The sequence below is a fragment of the Sagittula sp. S175 genome, assembly GCF_049800975.1.
Lineage (GTDB): Bacteria > Pseudomonadota > Alphaproteobacteria > Rhodobacterales > Rhodobacteraceae > Sagittula.
The window spans coordinates 15,906-35,520 of the sequence record NZ_JBNAGB010000033.1; the positions used below are offsets into that span (position 1 = coordinate 15,906).

At 64.1% G+C, this 19,615-nt stretch carries 17 protein-coding genes; 12 read left to right on the forward strand and 5 right to left on the reverse strand.

What is annotated here, in order from left to right; genetic code table 11:
• Positions 1 to 189: 189 nt before the first annotated feature.
• Positions 190 to 1,380 carry an AGE family epimerase/isomerase gene (locus tag ACP16H_RS24305; protein WP_425074770.1) on the reverse strand — a complete coding sequence of 397 codons (1,191 nt, stop codon included), beginning with the start codon at positions 1,378 to 1,380 and terminating at the stop codon, positions 190 to 192.
• Positions 1,381 to 1,406: 26 nt separating this feature from the next.
• A complete protein-coding gene (locus tag ACP16H_RS24310) occupies positions 1,407 to 2,168 on the reverse strand; it encodes a DeoR/GlpR family DNA-binding transcription regulator (RefSeq protein ID WP_425074771.1) in 762 nt (253 codons plus the stop codon).
• A 245-nt stretch (positions 2,169 to 2,413) separates the two neighbouring features.
• On the opposite strand from ACP16H_RS24310, the gene glpD reads away from it, so the two are divergent.
• From glpD to ACP16H_RS24365, 11 genes are all read left to right on the forward strand, one after another.
• On the forward strand, positions 2,414 to 4,000 hold the full coding sequence (glpD, locus tag ACP16H_RS24315) for a glycerol-3-phosphate dehydrogenase (RefSeq protein WP_425074772.1): 1,587 nt from the start codon (positions 2,414 to 2,416) through the stop codon (positions 3,998 to 4,000).
• Positions 4,001 to 4,012: 12 nt separating this feature from the next.
• Positions 4,013 to 5,101, forward strand: a complete 1,089-nt coding sequence (locus ACP16H_RS24320; RefSeq protein WP_425074773.1) for an ABC transporter ATP-binding protein — start codon at positions 4,013 to 4,015, stop codon at positions 5,099 to 5,101.
• Positions 5,102 to 5,112: 11 nt separating this feature from the next.
• Complete coding sequence (locus tag ACP16H_RS24325) at positions 5,113 to 6,186, forward strand: ABC transporter ATP-binding protein (RefSeq protein WP_425074774.1); 1,074 nt, start codon at positions 5,113 to 5,115, stop codon at positions 6,184 to 6,186.
• Positions 6,187 to 6,298: 112 nt separating this feature from the next.
• Complete coding sequence (locus ACP16H_RS24330) at positions 6,299 to 7,168, forward strand: carbohydrate ABC transporter permease (protein ID WP_425074775.1); 870 nt, start codon at positions 6,299 to 6,301, stop codon at positions 7,166 to 7,168.
• A complete protein-coding gene (locus tag ACP16H_RS24335; protein ID WP_425074776.1) occupies positions 7,168 to 8,031 on the forward strand; it encodes a carbohydrate ABC transporter permease in 864 nt (287 codons plus the stop codon). The genes ACP16H_RS24330 and ACP16H_RS24335 overlap by 1 nt, the downstream gene beginning before the upstream one ends.
• A gap of 12 nt (positions 8,032 to 8,043) precedes the next feature.
• A complete protein-coding gene (locus ACP16H_RS24340) occupies positions 8,044 to 8,319 on the forward strand; it encodes a DUF2160 domain-containing protein (RefSeq protein WP_425074777.1) in 276 nt (91 codons plus the stop codon).
• A gap of 82 nt (positions 8,320 to 8,401) precedes the next feature.
• The gene (locus tag ACP16H_RS24345) at positions 8,402 to 10,123 is read left to right on the forward strand and encodes an extracellular solute-binding protein (protein WP_425074778.1); all 1,722 of its coding nucleotides are present in this window, start codon (positions 8,402 to 8,404) and stop codon (positions 10,121 to 10,123) included.
• A gap of 139 nt (positions 10,124 to 10,262) precedes the next feature.
• Positions 10,263 to 11,777 (forward strand): glycerol kinase GlpK, encoded by a 1,515-nt coding sequence (gene glpK, locus ACP16H_RS24350; protein WP_425074779.1) that lies wholly within the window; start codon positions 10,263 to 10,265, stop codon positions 11,775 to 11,777.
• Entirely contained in the window at positions 11,774 to 12,919 is a 1,146-nt protein-coding gene (locus tag ACP16H_RS24355) for an iron-containing alcohol dehydrogenase (RefSeq protein ID WP_425074780.1), read from the forward strand. Before glpK ends, ACP16H_RS24355 begins: the two co-directional genes overlap by 4 nt.
• 87 nt (positions 12,920 to 13,006) lie before the next feature.
• Positions 13,007 to 14,215 (forward strand): S8 family peptidase, encoded by a 1,209-nt coding sequence (locus tag ACP16H_RS24360; RefSeq protein WP_425074781.1) that lies wholly within the window; start codon positions 13,007 to 13,009, stop codon positions 14,213 to 14,215.
• Between the two features lie 15 nt (positions 14,216 to 14,230).
• Positions 14,231 to 14,605 (forward strand): hypothetical protein, encoded by a 375-nt coding sequence (locus ACP16H_RS24365; RefSeq protein ID WP_425074782.1) that lies wholly within the window; start codon positions 14,231 to 14,233, stop codon positions 14,603 to 14,605.
• A gap of 16 nt (positions 14,606 to 14,621) precedes the next feature.
• Here ACP16H_RS24365 and ACP16H_RS24370 read toward each other — a convergent pair whose 3' ends face one another.
• Positions 14,622 to 15,632: an Ldh family oxidoreductase gene (locus tag ACP16H_RS24370; RefSeq protein ID WP_425074783.1), complete on the reverse strand. Its 1,011-nt coding sequence runs from the start codon at positions 15,630 to 15,632 to the stop codon at positions 14,622 to 14,624.
• Positions 15,633 to 15,691: 59 nt separating this feature from the next.
• On the reverse strand, positions 15,692 to 16,471 hold the full coding sequence (locus ACP16H_RS24375) for a sensor histidine kinase (protein ID WP_425074784.1): 780 nt from the start codon (positions 16,469 to 16,471) through the stop codon (positions 15,692 to 15,694).
• Between the two features lie 114 nt (positions 16,472 to 16,585).
• On the opposite strand from ACP16H_RS24375, the gene ACP16H_RS24380 reads away from it, so the two are divergent.
• Positions 16,586 to 17,269, forward strand: coding sequence for a response regulator (locus ACP16H_RS24380; RefSeq protein WP_425074785.1), 684 nt, complete (start codon positions 16,586 to 16,588; stop codon positions 17,267 to 17,269).
• 47 nt (positions 17,270 to 17,316) lie between these two features.
• On the opposite strand, the gene ACP16H_RS24385 is transcribed toward ACP16H_RS24380, so the two are convergent.
• Positions 17,317 to 19,494: an AAA family ATPase gene (locus ACP16H_RS24385; protein ID WP_425074786.1), complete on the reverse strand. Its 2,178-nt coding sequence runs from the start codon at positions 19,492 to 19,494 to the stop codon at positions 17,317 to 17,319.
• Positions 19,495 to 19,615 lie beyond the last annotated feature (121 nt).

The following is a 19,615-nucleotide window of genomic DNA, read 5'->3' on the forward strand; positions in this document are numbered from 1 at the left end:
ACGCGGCGGGCGGGCGGTGGCGCCGGGGGGGGGGCCGGGGCGCCCGGCGCGCGCCCTGGGGGGCGCGCGACGGTATTTTGCGTTTGTCGTGCTGCGCACGCCATGTCTTGTTTGTTGTGCTGCGCACGCCGGAGGCTCTGCCTCCGGACCTCCGAGGTATTTTTGAAACCAAAGAAGCAGGGTCGCGCCTCAGGTGGTGAGGTTTGCCAAGCCTTCGATCGGGCGCGACAGGCCCGGGGTGAGCGGGTAGAGGTCGGCCTGGAGCGCGTGGTAGATGTCCGGTTTGCCGTGGAACTGGGTGGTGGTGGGCTGGCCGGTGTCGTCGATTTCCGGGAACCAGCCGCCGTTGTCCGCGTCGATGAAATGCGTCTGGGCGAAGGTCCAGAGTTGGTCGTAGGCCTGCCTGTCCTCCTCGGTGGGTGACAGTTTCAGTAGGTGGGCATAGACGCCGATGGCCTCGGTCACGGGCCACCAGTAGCGGTCGCGGATCGCGGGTTGGCCGGATGTGGCCAGCGTGTAGAGGATGCCGCCATCCGCGCGCCAGCCGTCCGCCATGGCGCGTTCGATGATGGCGCGGGCGCGGGTGGGGGCGTCCGTGGCGGGGCGGCCCAACAGATCCCAATGGTGCAGGCAAAGGCGGGCGAGTTCGAAGGAGTGGCCGGGCGTCGTGCCTGCAGGGCGGAACATCGGGTTGCCGCTGTAGGCCGGATCGACCTGCCAGTCGGCGGTGTAATGTTCCGGCAGCCGCCAGTTGTGGGCGGGTGCCATGCGGGCAGTGAAAAAATCCAGCACCCGGCCCGCGCGGGACAGCCAGTGGGCGTCGCCTGTGGCCTCGAAGGCGGCGAGCATGGCTTCGACGCCGTGCATGTTGGCGTTCATGCCCCGGTAGCCGGAGAAAGGCTGCCAGTCGCGGGTGAATTCATCGGCGTAAAGGCCGTGGTCCTCCTCCCAGAAATGGCGGTCCAGGATGTCCGATATGTCCGCCAGAAGGCGGTCGGCGTCCGGATGGCCCGCCAGTTTGGCGCTGGAGGCGGCGAGCAGGACGAAGACATGACCATAGGCGAGCTTGCTGTCGTCGCCGCCGACGGCCCAGAGATAACCTCCGTGCGACTGGTCGCGGTGGTGGTTCCAGAGGTACGCCAAGCCCGCGTCGATCATGCGGTCCGCGTTCGGGTGTCCGATGGCGCGACCCAACACGTAAGAATGCACCATGCGCGTCGTGGTGTGCAGTTCCTGCGGGCCACGGGGCAGGGGGGCGCCCTGCCAGTCCAGCACGTCGAAACCGCCGTCCGCACGAAGGCTCGCGTCGAAGAAACGCAGGCTTCGCCGGGCTTCGTCGAGAAGGAATTCGCGGTGGGACGAGTCGGTCAGGAGGTTCATGGCACGTATCCGGGGTTTGAACGGGATCAGTCGGCGATGACGATCTCGGTGCCCCAGCCTTCGCAGGCCGTGTGCAGGTCGGCGGGCAGGGGATTGTCGGTGAAGAAGGTGCTGACTTCGGCGAGCGAGGCGATCTTGGCCGGGGCGCTGCGGCTGAACTTCGAATGATCCGCGACGAGGAAGCTTTTGCGGGATTGGCGCAGGATCGTCTGGGAGACGCTGATTTCCTGAATGTCGTAGTCCAGAAGGTCGCCGTCGCGGTCGAGGGCCGAGCAGCCGATGACGGCCATGTCGAACTTGAACTTTCGGATGGTCTCGGCGGCGAGGGTGCCGACGAGGCCGCCGTCCGAGCGACGCAGTTGCCCGCCGGTGACGATGATTTCGCAGGCGGGGTTGGCGACGAGGATATTCGCCACGTTCATGTTGTTCGTCACGACCATGAGGTTGGTGTGGTGCAGCAGTTCGCGGGCGACGGCCTCGGTCGAGGTGCCGATGTTGAGGAAAAGCGAGATGTCATTGGGGATGCGCGCGGCGCAGGCACGGGCGATGGCGGTCTTGCCCTCGGGGTTGATGGTGCGGCGTTCCTCGTAACCAATGTTGGTGGTGCCTGAGGGCAGAACCGCGCCGCCGTGCACCCGTTCGAGGCGGCCATGTTCGGCGAGGTCCGAGAGGTCGCGGCGGATGGTCTGGAGCGTGACGCCGAAATGTTCTGCCAGTCCTTCGACCGTGACCTTGCCCTCGCGGCGGGCGATTTCGAGGATCTCTGGGTGGCGGAAGGTCTGTGACATGCGTGTGGGGGATCCTGTGGCGGTGGTTCCGGCCAGCATAGGAGGAGGTTCGGCGGCCGATCAACGGCCTTCGCGCGGATTCGCGTGCGGCAATCTGCTGTTCGGGAAAACGCATATGAATTTTTCGTGGAATTTTCAATAGTTGTGAGAAAGCGAACAGAAACGAAAATCAAACATTGCCAAAGCGCGCGTCTTTTGTCACAAATCCGTCAACGCAATCGCCGGAACCCTGGGGAGGAGAGTCGGTGTCTTTGACCAGCAGTGACACGCACGACCTGTTCGTGATCGGGGGCGGCATCAACGGATGCGGCATCGCGCGTGACGCAGCGGGTCGGGGACTGTCCGTGGCGCTGGCCGAGATGAACGACCTCGCATGGGCCACGTCGTCGTCCTCGACGAAGCTGTTCCATGGCGGGTTGCGCTACCTCGAGTATTTCGAATTCCGGCTGGTGCGCGAGGCGCTGATCGAGCGCGAGACGCTGCTGCGGGCCATGCCGCACATCAGCTGGCCGATGCGGTTTGTTCTGCCTTATCATAAGGATATGCGGTTCGAGTCGAACACGCCCACGTCAAACCTGCTGTCCCTCGTTATGCCCTGGATGAAGGGTCGCCGCCCTGCGTGGCTGATCCGGCTGGGGCTGTTCATGTATGACCACCTCGGCGGGCGGAAGATCCTGCCGGGGACGACCTCGGTGGACCTGAAGCAGGGGCCGGAGGGCGCGCCGCTGCAGGAGCGATTTGAAAAGGCCTATGAATATTCCGACTGCTGGGTCGAGGATTCCCGGCTGGTGGTGCTGAACGCCCGCGACGCGGAGGCGCGCGGCGCGAAGATCATGACCCGGACCAAGGTGCTGTCCGCTGCGCGCGAAGGCAACCTTTGGCGCGTCGAAACGCAAGATACCGAAAGCGGCGCGCAAGCGGTGCATTACGCCCGGATGCTGGTGAACGCGGGCGGGCCCTGGGTGGGCGACATCATCCAGACCAAGGTGCGGATCAATTCCACCGAGGGCGTGCGGCTGGTGCGTGGCTCGCATATCGTGACGCGCAAGCTGTATGACCATGACAAATGCTATTTCTTCCAGGGGACGGACGGGCGGATCATTTTTGCCATTCCCTACGAGAATGACTTTACCCTGATCGGCACCACCGATGCGGAACAGGCGGACCCCGCGCAAAAGCCCGAATGCACGCCGGAAGAACGCGACTACCTGCTGAACTTCGCCAACCAGTACTTCAAGCAGCAACTGACCGCCGACGATGTGGTCTGGACCTATTCGGGCGTGCGGCCGCTGTATGATGACGGGGCCAGCAGCGCCACGGCTGCGACGCGGGACTATACCCTGAAGGTGGATGCGCAGGGCGCGCCGCTGCTGAACATCTTTGGCGGCAAGATTACGACCTATCGGCGGCTGGCGGAAAGTGCGCTGGAGAAGATCGGCCAGCACCTGACGGTGAAAGGCCCCTGGACGGCGGGCGTGCCGCTGCCGGGCGGGGACTTTCCGGTGGATGGGGTCGCGGCGCTGATAACCGGGTTGCACCATGACTACCCGTTCCTGACCACTGCCCATGCACGGCGGCTGGTGCGGGCCTATGGCACCGAGGCGCGCACGGTATTGGGGAATGCTACGTCATTCTCTGACCTTGGGCGCGATTTCGGTGCTACGCTGACCGAGTCGGAAGTGTGTTGGTTGATGGACAAGGAATACGCGCGCACCGCCGAGGACGTGGTGTGGCGACGCAACAAGCTGGGGCTGCGGCTGTCATCGGAACAGATAGCAGAGCTGGATGACTGGATGGCAGAGCGGCGTCAGACCGCCGCCGCCGCGCAATAGGGAGGGACCGGGGTGACGCTGGAACTCAAGGGCGTGTCCAAGGTCGTGGAGGGGCAGACGCATGTCTATCCCACGGATTTGACGCTGGAAAATGGCACGATGAACGTGTTGCTGGGGCCGACCACGTCCGGCAAGACCTCGCTGATGCGGCTGATGGCGGGACTGGACAAGCCTGCCACGGGCTCGATCCACTGGAACGGGCAGGACGTGACCGGGATGCGCGTGCAGGACCGCAAGGTCGCTATGGTGTACCAGCAGTTCATCAACTACCCGTCGATGAGCGTTTACGACAACATCGCCTCTCCGATGAAGCTGATGGGGGTGTCCTCGGCAGAGGTGGATCGGCGCGTGCGCGAGACCGCCGAGCTGATGAAGCTGACGCCGATGCTGGACCGCAAGCCCTTGGAGTTGTCGGGCGGGCAGCAGCAGCGCTGCGCCTTGGCGCGGGCCTTGGTGAAGAATGCCGGGCTGGTGCTGCTGGACGAGCCGCTGGCGAACCTCGACTACAAGCTGCGCGAGGAGTTGCGGGTGGAAATCCCGAAGATCTTCGAGGAATCCGGCTCGATCTTCGTTTACGCGACCACCGAACCCGAAGAGGCGCTGCTGCTGGGCGGCAATGTCGCCACGCTGTGGGAGGGTCGGATCACCCAGTTCGGGCCGACGCCGGAAGTCTATCGCCAGCCGGTGAACGCCACCACCGCGCGGGTGTTCAGCGATCCGCCGATGAATTTCCTGTCAATCTCGAAAACCGGGTCGAAGATCATGTTCGGCAAGGGGCAGACGGCTCCGGCAACCGGCAAGCTGGCCGAACTTCCGGACGGGCGGTATCAGGCGGGATTCCGTCCCAACCACCTGGAAATCGGCAAGCACGCGGCGGATGCAGTGGAATTCACCACGGTGCTGACCGTGACGGAGTTGACCGGGTCGGAGACCTTCGTGCACCTCGACCACCACGGCGAGCGCTGGGTGGGTCTGGTGCATGGCGTGCATGACCTTGCGATCGGCGAGGCGCTGAAGGTCTACCTCGACCCGCGCCACGTCTATGTCTTTGCGGAGAGTGGCGAACTGGTCGCCCCCGCCGCCTATGCGCTAGCTGCCTGAGGGAGGGGAGAATGGCCAAGATCACGCTCGACAACCTCGCGCATTCCTATCTGAAAAACCCGGCGTCCGAGGATGATTTCGCGCTGAAGGAGTTGAACCACGACTGGGCGGATGGCGAGGCCTATGCCCTGCTGGGGTCCTCCGGCTGCGGCAAGTCCACGCTGCTCAACATCATTTCCGGGCTGCTGCATCCGTCGCAAGGGCGCATCCTGTTCGACGGGGTGGACGTGACCCACGCGCCGACGGCGGAACGCAACATCGCGCAGGTGTTCCAGTTTCCCGTCGTCTATGACACCATGACGGTGCGCGATAACCTCGCGTTTCCGCTGCGCAATCGCGGGCGGGACGAGACCTATGTCGCCGAGCGGGTGCAGGAGATCGCGCGGATGATCGGCATGGAGGACATGCTGAACCGCAAGGCGCGCGGGCTGGGAGCGGACCAGAAGCAGAAGATCAGCCTTGGGCGCGGGATGGTGCGCAAGGACGTGAACGCGCTGCTGTTCGACGAGCCTTTGACGGTGATCGACCCGCATATGAAGTGGGAGCTGCGGACGCAGCTGAAGAAACTGCACCACGATTTTGGTCACACGATGATTTACGTGACGCATGACCAGACCGAGGCGCTGACCTTCGCGGACAAGGTCGTGGTGATGTATGACGGGCGGGTGGTGCAGATCGGCACGCCGGAAGAGCTGTTCGAGCGGCCGGAGCATACGTTCGTCGGCTATTTCATCGGCTCACCGGGGATGAACGTGATCCCTGCCAAAGTGCAGGGCAACCGCGCCTATATCGACGGCACCGAGCTGGCGCTGGCGCAGGGCTACGGCGCGCTCGACGGCAAGGTCGAGATCGGCGTGCGGCCCGAGTTCGCGCGGCTGTCTCAGACCGAGGGCCTGCCGGTGAAGGTGCGCCGCGTCGAGGACGTGGGCCGGCACAAGATCATCCGGGCGGAGTTTTTCGGCCACGATATCAATATCATCGCGGGCGAGGACGAGCGCGTGAGCGCGGATATGAACCGCGTGTCCTTCGATGCGGGGCATGTCAACGTCTATGCCAACGACTGGCTGGTGCGGGGGGCGGCATGACACAGGCGAAACCGGACATGACGCCGCAACAGGTGATGGAATTGCAGGTCCGCATGGTGGACCGCATCCTCGACGCCGCCCCGACACCGAAGCCCGCCAAGGACAGCAAGTGATGGAAAAGACAGTCAATCAAAAGGCCTGGTTCCTTGTCCTGCCGGTGCTGCTGCTGGTGGCGTTCTCGGCGGTGATCCCGCTGATGACGGTGGTCAACTATTCGGTGCAGGACACCTTCGGGAACAACGAGTTCTTCTGGGCGGGGCTTGAGTGGTTCGAGGAAATGCTGTCCTCGGAACGCATGTGGGAAGCGCTGTGGCGGCAGTTGATGTTCTCGGGCATCATCCTCGCGATTGAGATCCCGCTGGGCATCTTCGTCGCGCTGAACATGCCCAAGGGCGGGTTCTGGTCGTCCTTCTGCCTCGTGGTGATGTCGCTGCCGTTGCTCATTCCGTGGAACGTGGTGGGCACGATCTGGCAGATCTTTGGCCGGGTGGACATCGGTCTGCTGGGGCATACGCTGGACGCGCTGGGCATCAACTACAACTATACGCAGGACGTGCTGGCGGCCTGGGTCACGATCATCGTGATGGACGTTTGGCACTGGACGTCGCTGGTGGCGCTGCTGGCGTTTGCGGGGCTAAAATCCATCCCCGACGCCTATTACCAGGCGGCCAAGATCGACCAGGCGTCGCGCTGGAAGGTGTTCCGCTACATCGAACTGCCCAAGATGATGGGCGTCCTGATGATCGCGATCCTTCTGCGCTTCATGGACAGCTTCATGATCTATACCGAGCCGTTTGTCGTCACCGGCGGTGGCCCCGGCAACGCCACGACGCTGCTGTCCATCGACCTTGTGAAGATGGCGCTGGGGCAGTTCGACCTTGGACCGGCGGCGGCCTTCTCGCTGATGTATTTCCTCGTGATCCTGTTGATTTCGTGGGTGTTCTACACCGTGATGGTCAACCTCGACAAAAAGGGCATGTGATGACGGACGCCACCATTCCCGAGAACCTGACCGCGGGCGGCGCGAATGCGCGCCCCCGGTTCAAGGTGAACACCCGCGCGCTGGTCATGACGGCCTACCTCGTGTTCCTGATGCTGCCGCTTTACTGGCTGCTCAACATGAGCCTGAAGACCAACACGGAAATCCTCAACGATTTCACGCTGTTTCCGAAGGACCTGACGTTCGCCAACTACGCGACGATCCTGACGGACCCGGCCTGGTACATGGGCTACGTCAACTCGCTGATCTACGTGGTGATGAACACGCTGATCTCGCTGACGGTGGCGCTGCCTGCGGCCTATGCGTTCTCGCGCTACAGCTTCATGGGGGACAAGCACCTGTTCTTCTGGCTGCTGACCAACCGAATGGCGCCGCCGGCCGTCTTCGCGCTGCCGTTCTTCCAGCTGTATTCGTCCGTGGGCCTGTTCGACACGCACATCGCGGTGGCGCTGGCGCACTGCCTGTTCAACGTGCCGCTGGCGGTGTGGATCCTCGAAGGCTTCATGCGCGGTGTCCCGAAGGAGATCGACGAGACCGCCTATATCGACGGCTACTCGTTCGGCGGCTTCTTCGTGAAGATCTTCATGCCGCTGATCGCAAGCGGGATCGGTGTCGCGGCCTTCTTCTGCTTCATGTTCTCGTGGGTCGAGCTGCTGCTGTCGCGGACACTGACCACCGTGGACGCCAAGCCCATCGCCGCGATCATGACCCGCACCCAAGGTGCGTCGGGCATCGACTGGGGCGTGCTGGCGGCGGCGGGCGTGCTGACCATCGTGCCGGGCGCGCTCGTGATCTACTTCGTGCGCAACTACATCGCCAAGGGCTTTGCCCTGGGCCGGGTTTGAGGAGGAATTCCAATGGACTGGATGGCATGGACCCTGCCCACCGCGATCTTCTTTGCGACCATCGCCTGTCTTCTGGTGATCTTCACCGTGCTGGCGATCCGGTTTCCGGAAACGCCGCGCGTCGGCGTGCTGCGGATCGAAACCACGCGCGGGGATCGGTTGTTCATCACGCTGCTCGGCAGCGCCTTCATCAACCTCGCGTGGCTGGGCCTCGTCGGTCCCGAAACGCAGCCTTGGGCGCTGGCCGTCTGTCTTGTCTACGCCGCAGCGGTGTTTCGCTGGGTGTAAGTCATCCCGGCCCGCGAACGCGACTACGTGAACGCGGCGGGCCGGTTTCGTTAACCAAGTTCAAGAAATCAGGGAGGATCCAATGAACTTGAAATTGAAGACCACCACGGCGCTTGCCATGGCACTGAGCCTGACGGCCGGTGTCGCGCAGGCCGATATGGAGGCTGCAAAGCAGTTCCTCGACGCCGAGATCGGCGACCTGTCTGCGCTGTCCCGCGCCGATCAGGAAGCGGAAATGCAGTGGTTCATCGACGCGGCAGCGCCGATGGCCGGCATGGAGATCAAGGTTGTCTCCGAAACCATCACCACCCACGAATATGAAAGCCAGGTTCTGGCCCCGGCGTTTACCGCGATCACCGGCATCAAGGTCACGCACGACCTGATCGGCGAAGGCGACGTGGTCGAAAAGCTCCAGACCCAGATGCAGTCCGGCGAGAACATCTACGACGGCTATATCAACGATTCGGACCTGATCGGCACCCACTGGCGGTATCAGCAGGCACGCAACCTGACCGACTGGATGGCGGGCGAGGGCGCGGATGTGACCAACCCGGGTCTGGACCTCGACGACTACATCGGCACGCAGTTCACCACCGCGCCCGATGGCAAGCTGTACCAGCTGCCCGACCAGCAGTTCGCGAACCTTTACTGGTTCCGCTACGACTGGTTCAACGACGAGAAGAACAAGGCGGACTTCAAGGAGCAGTTCGGCTATGACCTCGGCGTTCCGGTCAACTGGTCGGCCTACGAGGACATCGCGGAGTTCTTTACCGGCCGCGACCTGAGCCACATGGGCGTCGAAGGCGAAGTCTTTGGCAACATGGACTACGGCAAGAAGGACCCGTCGCTGGGGTGGCGCTACACCGATGCGTGGCTGTCCATGGCCGGTGCCGGATCGAAGGGCGAGCCGAACGGCCTGCCGGTCGACGAATGGGGCATCCGCGTGAACGAGAACTCGCAGCCGGTGGGGTCCTGCGTGGCCCGTGGCGGCGCGACCAACGGCCCCGCAGCGGTCTATGCCGTGACCAAGGCGATCGAATGGCTGCAAAAGTACTCGCCGCCCGCCGCCGCTGGCATGACCTTCTCGGAGGCAGGCCCGATCCCGGCGCAGGGCAACGTGGCGCAGCAGATGTTCTGGTACACCGCGTTCACCGCCGACACGGTCAAGCCCGACCTGCCGGTGATGAACGAGGACGGCACGCCGAAGTGGCGCATGGCCCCGTCGCCGCATGGCGTCTACTGGGAAGAAGGCACCAAGATCGGTTATCAGGACGTGGGTTCCTGGACGCTGATGAAGTCGACCCCGGTGGATCGCGCCAAGGCCGCGTGGCTCTATGCGCAGTTCGTGACCTCCAAGACCGTGGACGTGAAGAAGGCCCATGTCGGCCTGACCTTCATCCGCGAGTCGACCATTCAGCACGAGTCCTTCACCGAGCGTGCGGACAAGCTGGGCGGCCTGGTGGAATTCTACCGTTCCCCGGCCCGCGTGGCATGGTCGCCGACCGGCACCAACGTGCCTGACTACCCGAAGCTGGCTCAGCTGTGGTGGCAGAACATCGGTGACGCCATGTCCGGCGCCAAGACCCCGCAGGAAGCGCTGGATGCGCTCTGCGCCGATCAGGAAAAGGTCATGGCCCGTCTGGAGCGCGCAGGCGTTCAGGGCGACATCGGTCCGAAGCTGAACGACGAGGTCGATCCGCAGGAATGGCTGTCGAAGGAAGGCTCGCCCAAGGCGAAGCTGGACAACGAGGACGAAGAGCCGATCACCGTCAGCTATGACGAGCTGATCAAGTCCTGGCAGTAAGTCTCCTCCCGGCCGGGGTGCGTGCGCGTGCCCCGGCCACCTTACCATTTCCTTGATTTTCCCGGTCGCCCGGCGTTTTCTGGCCTCCCTGCGGGTTGAGGCCTGCGGGCTGCGACCGATGAACCGATGAGGCCCCCACATGACGCTGATCCTTGCCATCGACCAGGGCACGACCTCGACGCGGGCGATGCTGTTTGACGAGGCGCTGACGGTGCGCGCCACGGCGCAGGAGGAGTTCGAGCAGCATTTCCCGGCGTCCGGCTGGGTGGAGCACGACTGTTCCGACCTCTGGACCACCACCGCCGCCACCTGTCGCGGTGTGATGGAGAAGGCCGGGGTGAAGGCCGAGGAGATCGCCGCCATCGGCATCACCAACCAGCGCGAGACGACGCTGGTCTGGGAGCGCGCCTCGGGCAAGCCGATCCACAACGCGATTGTCTGGCAGGATCGCCGCACGTCCGAGGTCTGCAAGGCGCTGAAGGCCGAAGGCTTCGAAGAGGTCGTGACCGACCGGACGGGGCTGCTGCTGGACCCGTATTTCTCAGGCACGAAGCTGGCGTGGATCCTGGACAACGTCGAGGGCGCCCGGGGGCGGGCAGAGGCGGGGGAGCTGTGTTTCGGCACGGTGGATTCGTGGCTGGTGTGGAACCTGACGGGCGGGGCGCAGCACTTGACCGACGCGACCAACGCGGCGCGCACGATGCTCTATGACATTCGCAAGGGGCGCTGGTCGCAGACGATCTGTGATCGGCTGGGCATCCCGATGAAGATGCTGCCCGAAGTGCGCGACTGCGCGGCGGATTTCGGCGAGACGCGCGCGGACCTGTTCGGCAAGCCGATCCCGATCCGGGGCATCGCGGGCGACCAGCAGGCGGCGACCATCGGGCAGGCGTGCTTTGAACCGGGGATGTTGAAATCGACCTATGGCACGGGGTGCTTTGCCTTGCTCAACACCGGGGCAGAGCCTGTGCGGTCGAACAACCGCCTGCTGACGACCATCGCTTACCAGCTGGACGGCAAGCCTACCTATGCGCTGGAGGGCTCCATCTTCATCGCCGGGGCGGTGGTGCAATGGCTGCGCGACGGGCTGAAGATCATTCGCGCCGCAGGCGAAACGCAGGGGCTGGCGCAGCAGGCCGATGCGGCGCAGGAGGTGATCCTTGTCCCGGCGTTTACCGGGCTGGGCGCGCCCTATTGGAATGCGGAATGCCGGGGCGCGGTCTTTGGCCTGACGCGCAATTCCGGGCCTGCGGAATTCGCGCGTGCGGCGCTGGAGTCGGTCGGTTTCCAGACGCGCGACCTGCTGGAGGCGATGAAGGCGGATTGGGGCGGGTCGGACAATACGGCGCTGCGCAGCAGTTCCAGTGCAACCCTCCGGGTTGACGGGGGCATGAGCGCCTCGGAGTTCGCCATGCAGTTCCTGTCCGACATCATCGACGCGCCGGTGGAACGGCCCGCCGTGCTGGAAACGACGGCAACGGGCGCGGCTTGGCTGGCCGGGTCGCGGTCGGGGCTGTTGCCCGACATGGCGGAGTTCGCAAAGGGCTGGAGCGCAGACGCGCGGTTTGAGCCATCGATGGAGGCGGGCGTGCGGGATGCACGCTACGCTGCGTGGAAGCGTGCGGTGGAGGCAACCATCGGCTTCGCCGGATGAGCCTTGTCGTTCCCGAGCGGACGGTCTCAGGGCGCGGCAGCCGCAGGGTGATTGCTGCGACGCTGGCGGCGTGCGCGGGGCCCGTTGTGATCGTGCGCGGGCGATCTGCGGGATGGGCCGATGTGTTGGCGGCGGATTTGCGGCATACCGGACGGCAGGTGCTGGAGGTGACCGGGCAGGGCGAGCCTTCGCTGCCCTTTCTGGAGGGTACTCTGGCGTTGCTGCGGCCGCATGCTCCGGGGGCTGTCGTCGCCATCGGCGGAGGCTCTGTCATCGACCTCGGCAAGGCGCTGGCGGCTTTGTTGCCCGCTGTCTTACCGCCGTTGGAGCATCTCGAAGTTGTCGGGGCAGGGAGGCCGTTGGACCGCGCGCCGTTGCCGTTTGTCGCGGTGCCGACCACGGCGGGCACCGGGGCGGAGGCCACGAAGAACGCCGTGATCGACGTGCCAGCGCATCGCCGCAAGGTTTCGTTGCGCGATGTGCGCATGTTGCCTGCCTTGGCGGTTCTGGATGCCGATCTGACCGGCGGGGCACCTTGGCCCGTCACGCTGATGTGCGGCATGGATGCGCTGACGCAATTGATCGAACCCTTCCTGTGTGCGCGGGCGCGTCCCGACGTGGACAGGTTTTGCCGGGTGGCGATACCCCTGACCATGCGGGCCTTGCTGCGTCTGTCGCAGGGCGAGGACGCCGAAGCGCGCGATGTGCTGCTGGCGGCGGCACATCTGTCGGGGATTGCCTTGGCGAATGCCGGCCTTGGGGCGGTGCACGGACTGGCCGGGGTGATCGGCGGGCAGACACATGCGCCGCACGGGGCAATCTGCGCGCGGCTGCTGCCGGGGGTCTTGCGCGCCAATGCGCAGGCCTGCGGGGCGGCCGGAATGGACACCAGCCGCTTTGCCGAGGTGGACCGAATGATAGCTGGCGCTTTCGACGCGCCGGGGGGCAGCGCTGCAAGGCTGTTGAAAGACTGGTTGGCGGCGGCGCCTTTGCCGCCACTCGACGGCGACACAGGGATGAACGATCTGGAGGTCGCGGAGCTCGCCGCCGCGTCGTCGTCGATGAAAGCGAACCCGGTGGCGCTGGCTTCGGACGTGCTGGCGGACATTATCGCCGAAGGTCGGAGTATCGGCGCGCGCTGACCGCTTGGCATGTGGCGCGGCTGTGAGGCTCTGCCAAAAAGTGTTATCCTGCCCGCATTTCAGCAAGCCGTTTTCCGGAGAAATGCCATGGCCCGTTACCTTGCGATTCCGCGTTACGATCCTGTGCTGGGCACCTTGTCCATGGTGGAGGTCGCCCTGACGCCCGAGGCACGCGGAGCGCAGGTCTCGCGCGTGATCGAGGCCCGTCGACAGACGCGTGGTGGCGGCCTGCCGCGCCGTATGTTGCGGTCGGCCAAGGTGGTGGCGCATCCCGAAGACACGTTGCCGGTGACCGGGGCGATGGTGCTGGAACTCGATGACCCCTCAGAGGTGGCCTCCTTGCGGGCGAGCCTGCCGGACTACGAGGTGCATGAAGACCTGCCCTTGTCCCTGATCCGTCCGGTCAAGGCGTCCGAGGGCGTCACCGAAGGACCGCCCGACACATGGCATCTGGATGCCATCGCCCTGGCGGCGGCGCGTGCGACCGGTTTCGTCGGCGCGGGCGAGGGGGTCGGCGTTGCGGTTCTGGACACCGGGGTGGCAGAAGTCGAAGAGATCGCCGGGCGCGTCGTGTCTTCGTTCCGGCTGGACCCGGAGACGCAACAGCCGGTGGCCTGTCCCACCGAGGACACCGAGGGCCATGGCACCCATGTTGCGGGGTTGGTGGCGGGGCGTACCGTGGGCGTCGCACCCGGAGCGGACCTGATGAATTACATCATGTTGCCGGGCGCGCTGGGTTATATCTCGGACTTCATCTATGCCATCGACTTTGTCGCGCAGCGCCCGGAAATCGCGATCCTGAACATGTCGGCGGGCATTCCCGGCTACAATGGCGCGATGAAGCAGGCCATCGGCATGGTGCGGCGCATGGGGGTGCTGCCGGTGGTGGCGATCGGAAATGAGGGGGCGAACCTGACCCGCAGCCCGGGCAATTACGCCGACGTCCTGAGCGTCGGAGCCGCCACGCGCGAGGCGACGGTGGCCAGCTTTTCCGGCGGCGGGGCGATGGTGGCAGATGCACAAAGCTACGATGTGCCGGACCTCGTGGGGCCGGGCAAGGGTGTGACTTCCTGCGTGATGGGCGGTGGCTACGAGGCGTGGAACGGGTCCTCGATGGCGACGCCCATCGTGTCGGGCGTCGCGGCCCTGATCCTCGAACGGCATCCGACCATGGCCTTGTCTGACCTTGTGGAGGCGGTCATGTCGGTGCTCAAGCCCTTGGCCGATGTGCCGCCGGCGCGGCAGGGCGGCGGGATGGTGCAATTGCCGCCGGAGTTGTGGCAGCTTGTCGGTTGAGAAAGGAACAGGTCCATGGACGAGAGGCACCGCAAGGAGATCGAGCAGGCATTGGCGGCGCAGGATGGGCCTGTGCGGCTGATCCTTGGCCTGCGTCCCCAGCCAGCCCGCATGACGCGAGGAGGCGCGCCTTCGCCTGACGCATTCGATGACCGCCGGTCCTATCGGCAAGCGCTGATCGACCATACCGCGGAGGAAAACGGTGAAGCGCTCGGCGCGCTCTCGGCAAGGGTGGAGGCAATGGGGCTGGCCGTGCGCATCGCGCCGGCCGCCGGGATGCTGGTGGTCGAGGGGGCCGTGCCGGACGTGTTGCGGGCCTTGGCCGACCCCGACGTCGGGACCGCCCAGATCGACACGCCTCTGCCGCCGCTTCGTCCGCAGGAGGACTAGTCGCAGCGCGTGCCGGTCAGGCGCTCAGGGCCGTCAGATCGTCGTACAATTGCCGGGAGATTTCCACGTATCCACGCGCGCGGTTGTGGGCGCGCGCGGCATACCGGCGCTCTGACGGCAGGCGTGCCCCCTGATCGGCGATTTCCTTGAAGAGCCGTTCGGCACGCGCCTGGCTGTCTGCGCTTTGCCCGCCCGACAGCTTTTCCGGGTCAAAGGCCACGATGATCTGCCCATGGTACGGCGCTCCGGGACTGCCTGCGGCAGCCTTCATGCTGTCGAGGCTGGTGAGATCGCCGATCAGCGGTCCGGCCATCAGTTCGATCATCAGCGACAGGGCAGACCCCTTGAAGCTGCCAAAGGTGCACATCGCACCGGCAAGGGCGGCCTCCGGGTCCGTTGTCGGCTGGCCTGCGGCATCCAGCGCAACGCCCTCCGGCAAGGGTTTGCCCGCGCGGCGAAACAGCTCGATCTCACCTCGCGCAAAGGCCGAGGTGGCAAAATCGAAGACAAAGGGGTCGCGGTCACCGCGCGGCCAGCCGAACGAGATCGGGTTGGTGCCAAGTGCGCCGCGTGTGCCACCCGCCGGGGCGACCCAGGCATGGCTGGGGACCATCGACAAGGCGGCCAGGCCTTGCCGAGCGATCTGCTCGACCTCGGGCCAGAGGGCCGAGAAATGGTAGCAATGATTGACCGCCATCACGGCCACGCCAAGGCTGCGCGTGCGCTCCACGAGATCCGGCAGCCCGGTCTGCACTGCACGCAGCGAGATCCCGCCGCGCGCATCGACCCGGATGGCAGCGGAGTCGTCGAGGATGACCGTGGGCTCCGCCCAGGCGTCGACTTGCGCCCGTTGGATGGTGTCAACGCACATGAAAAGGCGGAAGAGCCCATGCGACTGGCAATCGTCCATCTGGCACGTGGTCAGCATGTCAGCGATGGCCTGCACGTGATCAGGAGCATAACCGACCTGCCGTAATGTGCGGGTGGCGAGGTCATGTACCTCGTCTCGGGTCAGGCGTATGGTCATGCCGGGTCTCCTGCTTTCCCTGCAGGCCTACAGCATGGCGCATCGATCGGAAAGAGAAGCTATGCCTGCCGCGCAAGTGGTAGATCACATTCGACAGCGCATCCGATACCGCCGGGCGGTTCGATGATCGAGATGGTGCCGCCAAGCGTGCCCACGACCTTTCGCGCGACCGCAAGTCCAATCCCGGCCGTCCCGACCTCGTCGCGGGGCGCGAGCGTGTAAAGCGGTTGAAAGACTTTCTCGCGGAATTCCGCATCGATGCCCGGACCATTGTCCTGAATGCGCAAAATGACGCGCCCGCCCTGATCATAGGCCGTGACAGACACATGACCGTCCGGTCCGGAATGGTGCCTGATCGGGTTGGACAACAACGCGACGGCGAGCCGGTCGAGGTCGTTGGCCGGTGCCTGTACCCAGGCCTTGCAACCGGAGAGATCGAAAGAGAACCGCTCGTGCCCCGGAAACCGTGACCACACGGCTCCGAACAGCGTTGCCAGCGGAATTGGCGAAGGCGGGTCAGCCAGCCGTCCGACGCGGGAGAGTTCGGTCAGGCCGTCGAGCATGAGGTCCATACCTCGTGCGTAGTCCTTGAGCATCGCGACATGGCCAGCCACGTCATTGGGCAATTGCAGTCCGGCCTCGCTCAGATCCTCTTCGATCCATTCGGGTATGACGCGCATGGCCCGCGAATAGGTTTTCAGATCATGAGTGATGATATAGAGGAAGGATTCGAATTCCTGATCCTTGTTCTCGATATCCCTCATTTCACTACCCGATCTGGAATTGCCTTCTTGCTTTCGAATATTAACAGTGGGGTGCCTGTGCCGCAAATGTTCCACGCGTTCAGTTTTTGAAAATTTCTCATTAATACATTTCTATGCTTCATTTGAAGTTAAGGACCCCCGGGCGTAATCTGATCCGCAGAACCTGGTTGGGGAACGGGGAAAATTGTCATGGCCGACACGTCTCAGACAAATGATTTGGCCGCGGTTCGAGCGGCTTATCAGGATCCGACCCGCCGCACGACGGATCGCGGACGGTTCGAGGTGCTGGTGCTGGATGATAGCACCTTCGATCAGAACCGGATCAAACGCGCCTGTGGCAAGACCGGCTTGCCGGTCACCACGCGCATGACCTCCAGCATAGAGGAATTCGAAAAGGCTCTGGATGAAAAGTCCTACGATGTCATCTTGATCGATTACATGCTGCCCAAGGGAAATGGCCTGGCCGCGCAGCGGATTGTCAATGACCATCCAATGAACTTCGGCGCAGCTGTCGTGATGATTTCCTCGGAAATGCGCACCGATGTCGCGATCGCTTCCATGAAGAAAGGGTCGATGGATTGTCTCAACAAGGATGCGCTGGACCCGGAAAAACTGCGCGAGTTGATGATCGCTTCGGCGAAGATATTCTCTGAAGCGTCCCGGCACTGGATTGGCGAACTTTTGGCACAGCAGCGTGTGCAAATTGCGCAGGATGTCGCCAAGGTCGTGCGGGAGGAAATGGAATTCGGAAGATTTATCGATACAATAGATAAAAGAATTATCGATATGCTTGCCAGCAAGGGGTTCTCTGAAGCAGAAGCCTGGAACGTCTCTTATCTCTTCGATGCCGATGAGCCGCTGAAATTCAGGTGACACAAGCGCCCGCCGGGGACGACGCGAGTGTCACGCCGCCCAACTCCTCAGCCAGCCTCGACAACCAGTATTTCAACCCGTCCGCCGTCTTCGGCATGATAACGCAAATCCAGCGTGCCGGTCGCCTCCGGGGTCGTCAATATCGTGCGCGCAATTGATGGATAAACGGTCGCCGCAAAGAAACCGGGAATGCCACGGGCGCCATGTACCGGGTTGTAACGGTCGCGGCAGAGCGCCGATATCTGATCGGTGGCCATGGTGATCCGTACGCCGTGCCCGGCTGCGGTGATGCGCCCGTTCACCTTGCGCAATTCCCGCTCGGCAATGCGTTCGATCAGGTCCAATGGCAACTTCTTGAAACCGATGATGTTCTGGCGCCCGTTGAACCGGTTGAGGAATTCCGGCCGGAAGGTGTTCTCCAGCTCGTGCATTGTGTCGGCCATGGCCTCGTCGTAGGTGAGGCTGTCATCCAGGAACGAGGGTTGCCCGATATTCGTCGTCATGATGATGAGCGTGTTGGCAAAGGATACGGTCAGCCCGCGGTTGTCTGTCAGGCGCCCGTCGTCCAGCACCTGAAGAAAGACGTTGAAGACATCCGGGTGGGCCTTCTCGATCTCGTCAAAGAGGATGATGGAATGCGGGTTGCGGCGCACGGAATTGGTCAGGATGCCGCCCGCCTCGTAGCCCTCGTAGCCCGGCGGCGCGCCGATCAGCTTGGCCAGCGCGTGTTTCTCCATGTATTCCGACATGTCGAAGCGCAGCATGGCCTTTTCGCTGTCCTTGAGCGCCTGCGCCAAGGCCTTGGCAATCTCGGTCTTGCCGACACCCGACGGCCCGCAGAACATGAAACTGCCCTGCGGTTTGTCCGGTTCCTTCAGTCCAGCATTGGCCATGAGCACGGCGCCAACCAGTTTTTCGACCGCATGGTCCTGGCCAAAGACGCGGGCCTTGAGGGTGGTGTCGAGCGACAGCAGCTTTTGCCGTTCGTCCTGGTTGAGCTTGTCGGCGGGAATGCCGGAGATGGCCGAGAATTCCAGCGTCACGGCTTGGGCGTTCAGGGACAGCCCGGCATTCATCTCGGCTTCCAGCGCGTCGAAGGCTGTGGCGTTGTCTTTGATCGCGCGGGCGGCCTGCTGGATCTCGGACTGGATGCGCGCCTCCTCGCGCGACCCGAACCCCGCGCCGCCGGACAGTCGCGCCGAAAACGACGGCGCCTCGGTCTCGACCGGGGGCTTCTCGCGGGCGCGTTCCTCGGCCAGCTGCTCCTCAAGCGCGAGCAGTAATTCCTCGCCGGATTTCTGTGCCTTGCGAAGCGCTTGCAGGCGGTCGACCTTGCCTTGCCAGTCAGCTTCGGCGGTCTGCAACATGGCCGTCAGCTCGGCGCGCTGCGCCGCCAACCCGTCCGCTGGGACGCGATCCAGCTCGGACAGGGCCACGCGCAGTTTCACAAGATGGGGTGGGTTGGCGTGCACCGACTGGCGGTAGGAGGTCAGGGCCCGGTCGAGCAGGTTCAGCGTGCGCTCAGGCTGGGCGCGGGACAGGGACATGTCGCCGACGTGGTATTTGCCCGTCAGGTCTATCGCGGCACCGATGGCGTCATCGCTGACCGGCACGCGGTGATGGGCGGTCAGACGCTCGGCACCAACGCGGGCGATTTCCTCCAGCGCCTCCGCCCCCGGCTCGCGGATGTCCAGCATGGTAAAGACTTCGCGCATGTTCGAATGGCACTTCAGCACCGCCTCCAGGTCTTCGTCGCGGGATTCCAGGATGCACTGGTAGCGGCCGTTGATGACGTCGCGCATGATGGCGTTGATCAGATGCGTGGTGCCGTTGTTGCGCGCGGCGTCGATGAAATCGCGGAAATCGTCGATGATCAGGACGGAGTTGGCCGTCCGCAACAGGGTGCGGCGCAGCTTTTCGAAGCCCTCGGAGATGCGCGCATGTGCCCCGGTGGAGAACAGCCCGTCCGTGTCGAGCCAGAACAGCCGCTTGGACAGGATGTCGAAGGGCAGGGAGTTGTCGTTCTTCGCCGCTTCCAACCCAAGGCACAGCGCCGAAGCACCGACGCCACCCGGCCCCACCAGCAGCACGTTCGAGGCATGCTTGCGCATCAACATCCCCGAGATCTGCCGCAGCTCCGCCGCGCGCCCGACCAGCCGGAAATGCGGCCGCGCCGCCAGCACGTCCGCGCCACGAATGAGAAAATCCTGAACCTGATCCGGCATGGCAAAAGACCTTTATCATCGCTTTTGGCCCTTGTGGGCCAATGACACGTCCCGTCAAAACGGACGCGTCCCCTGCTTCTTTGGTTTAAAAATACCTCGGGGGCGCGGGGGCAGCGCCCCC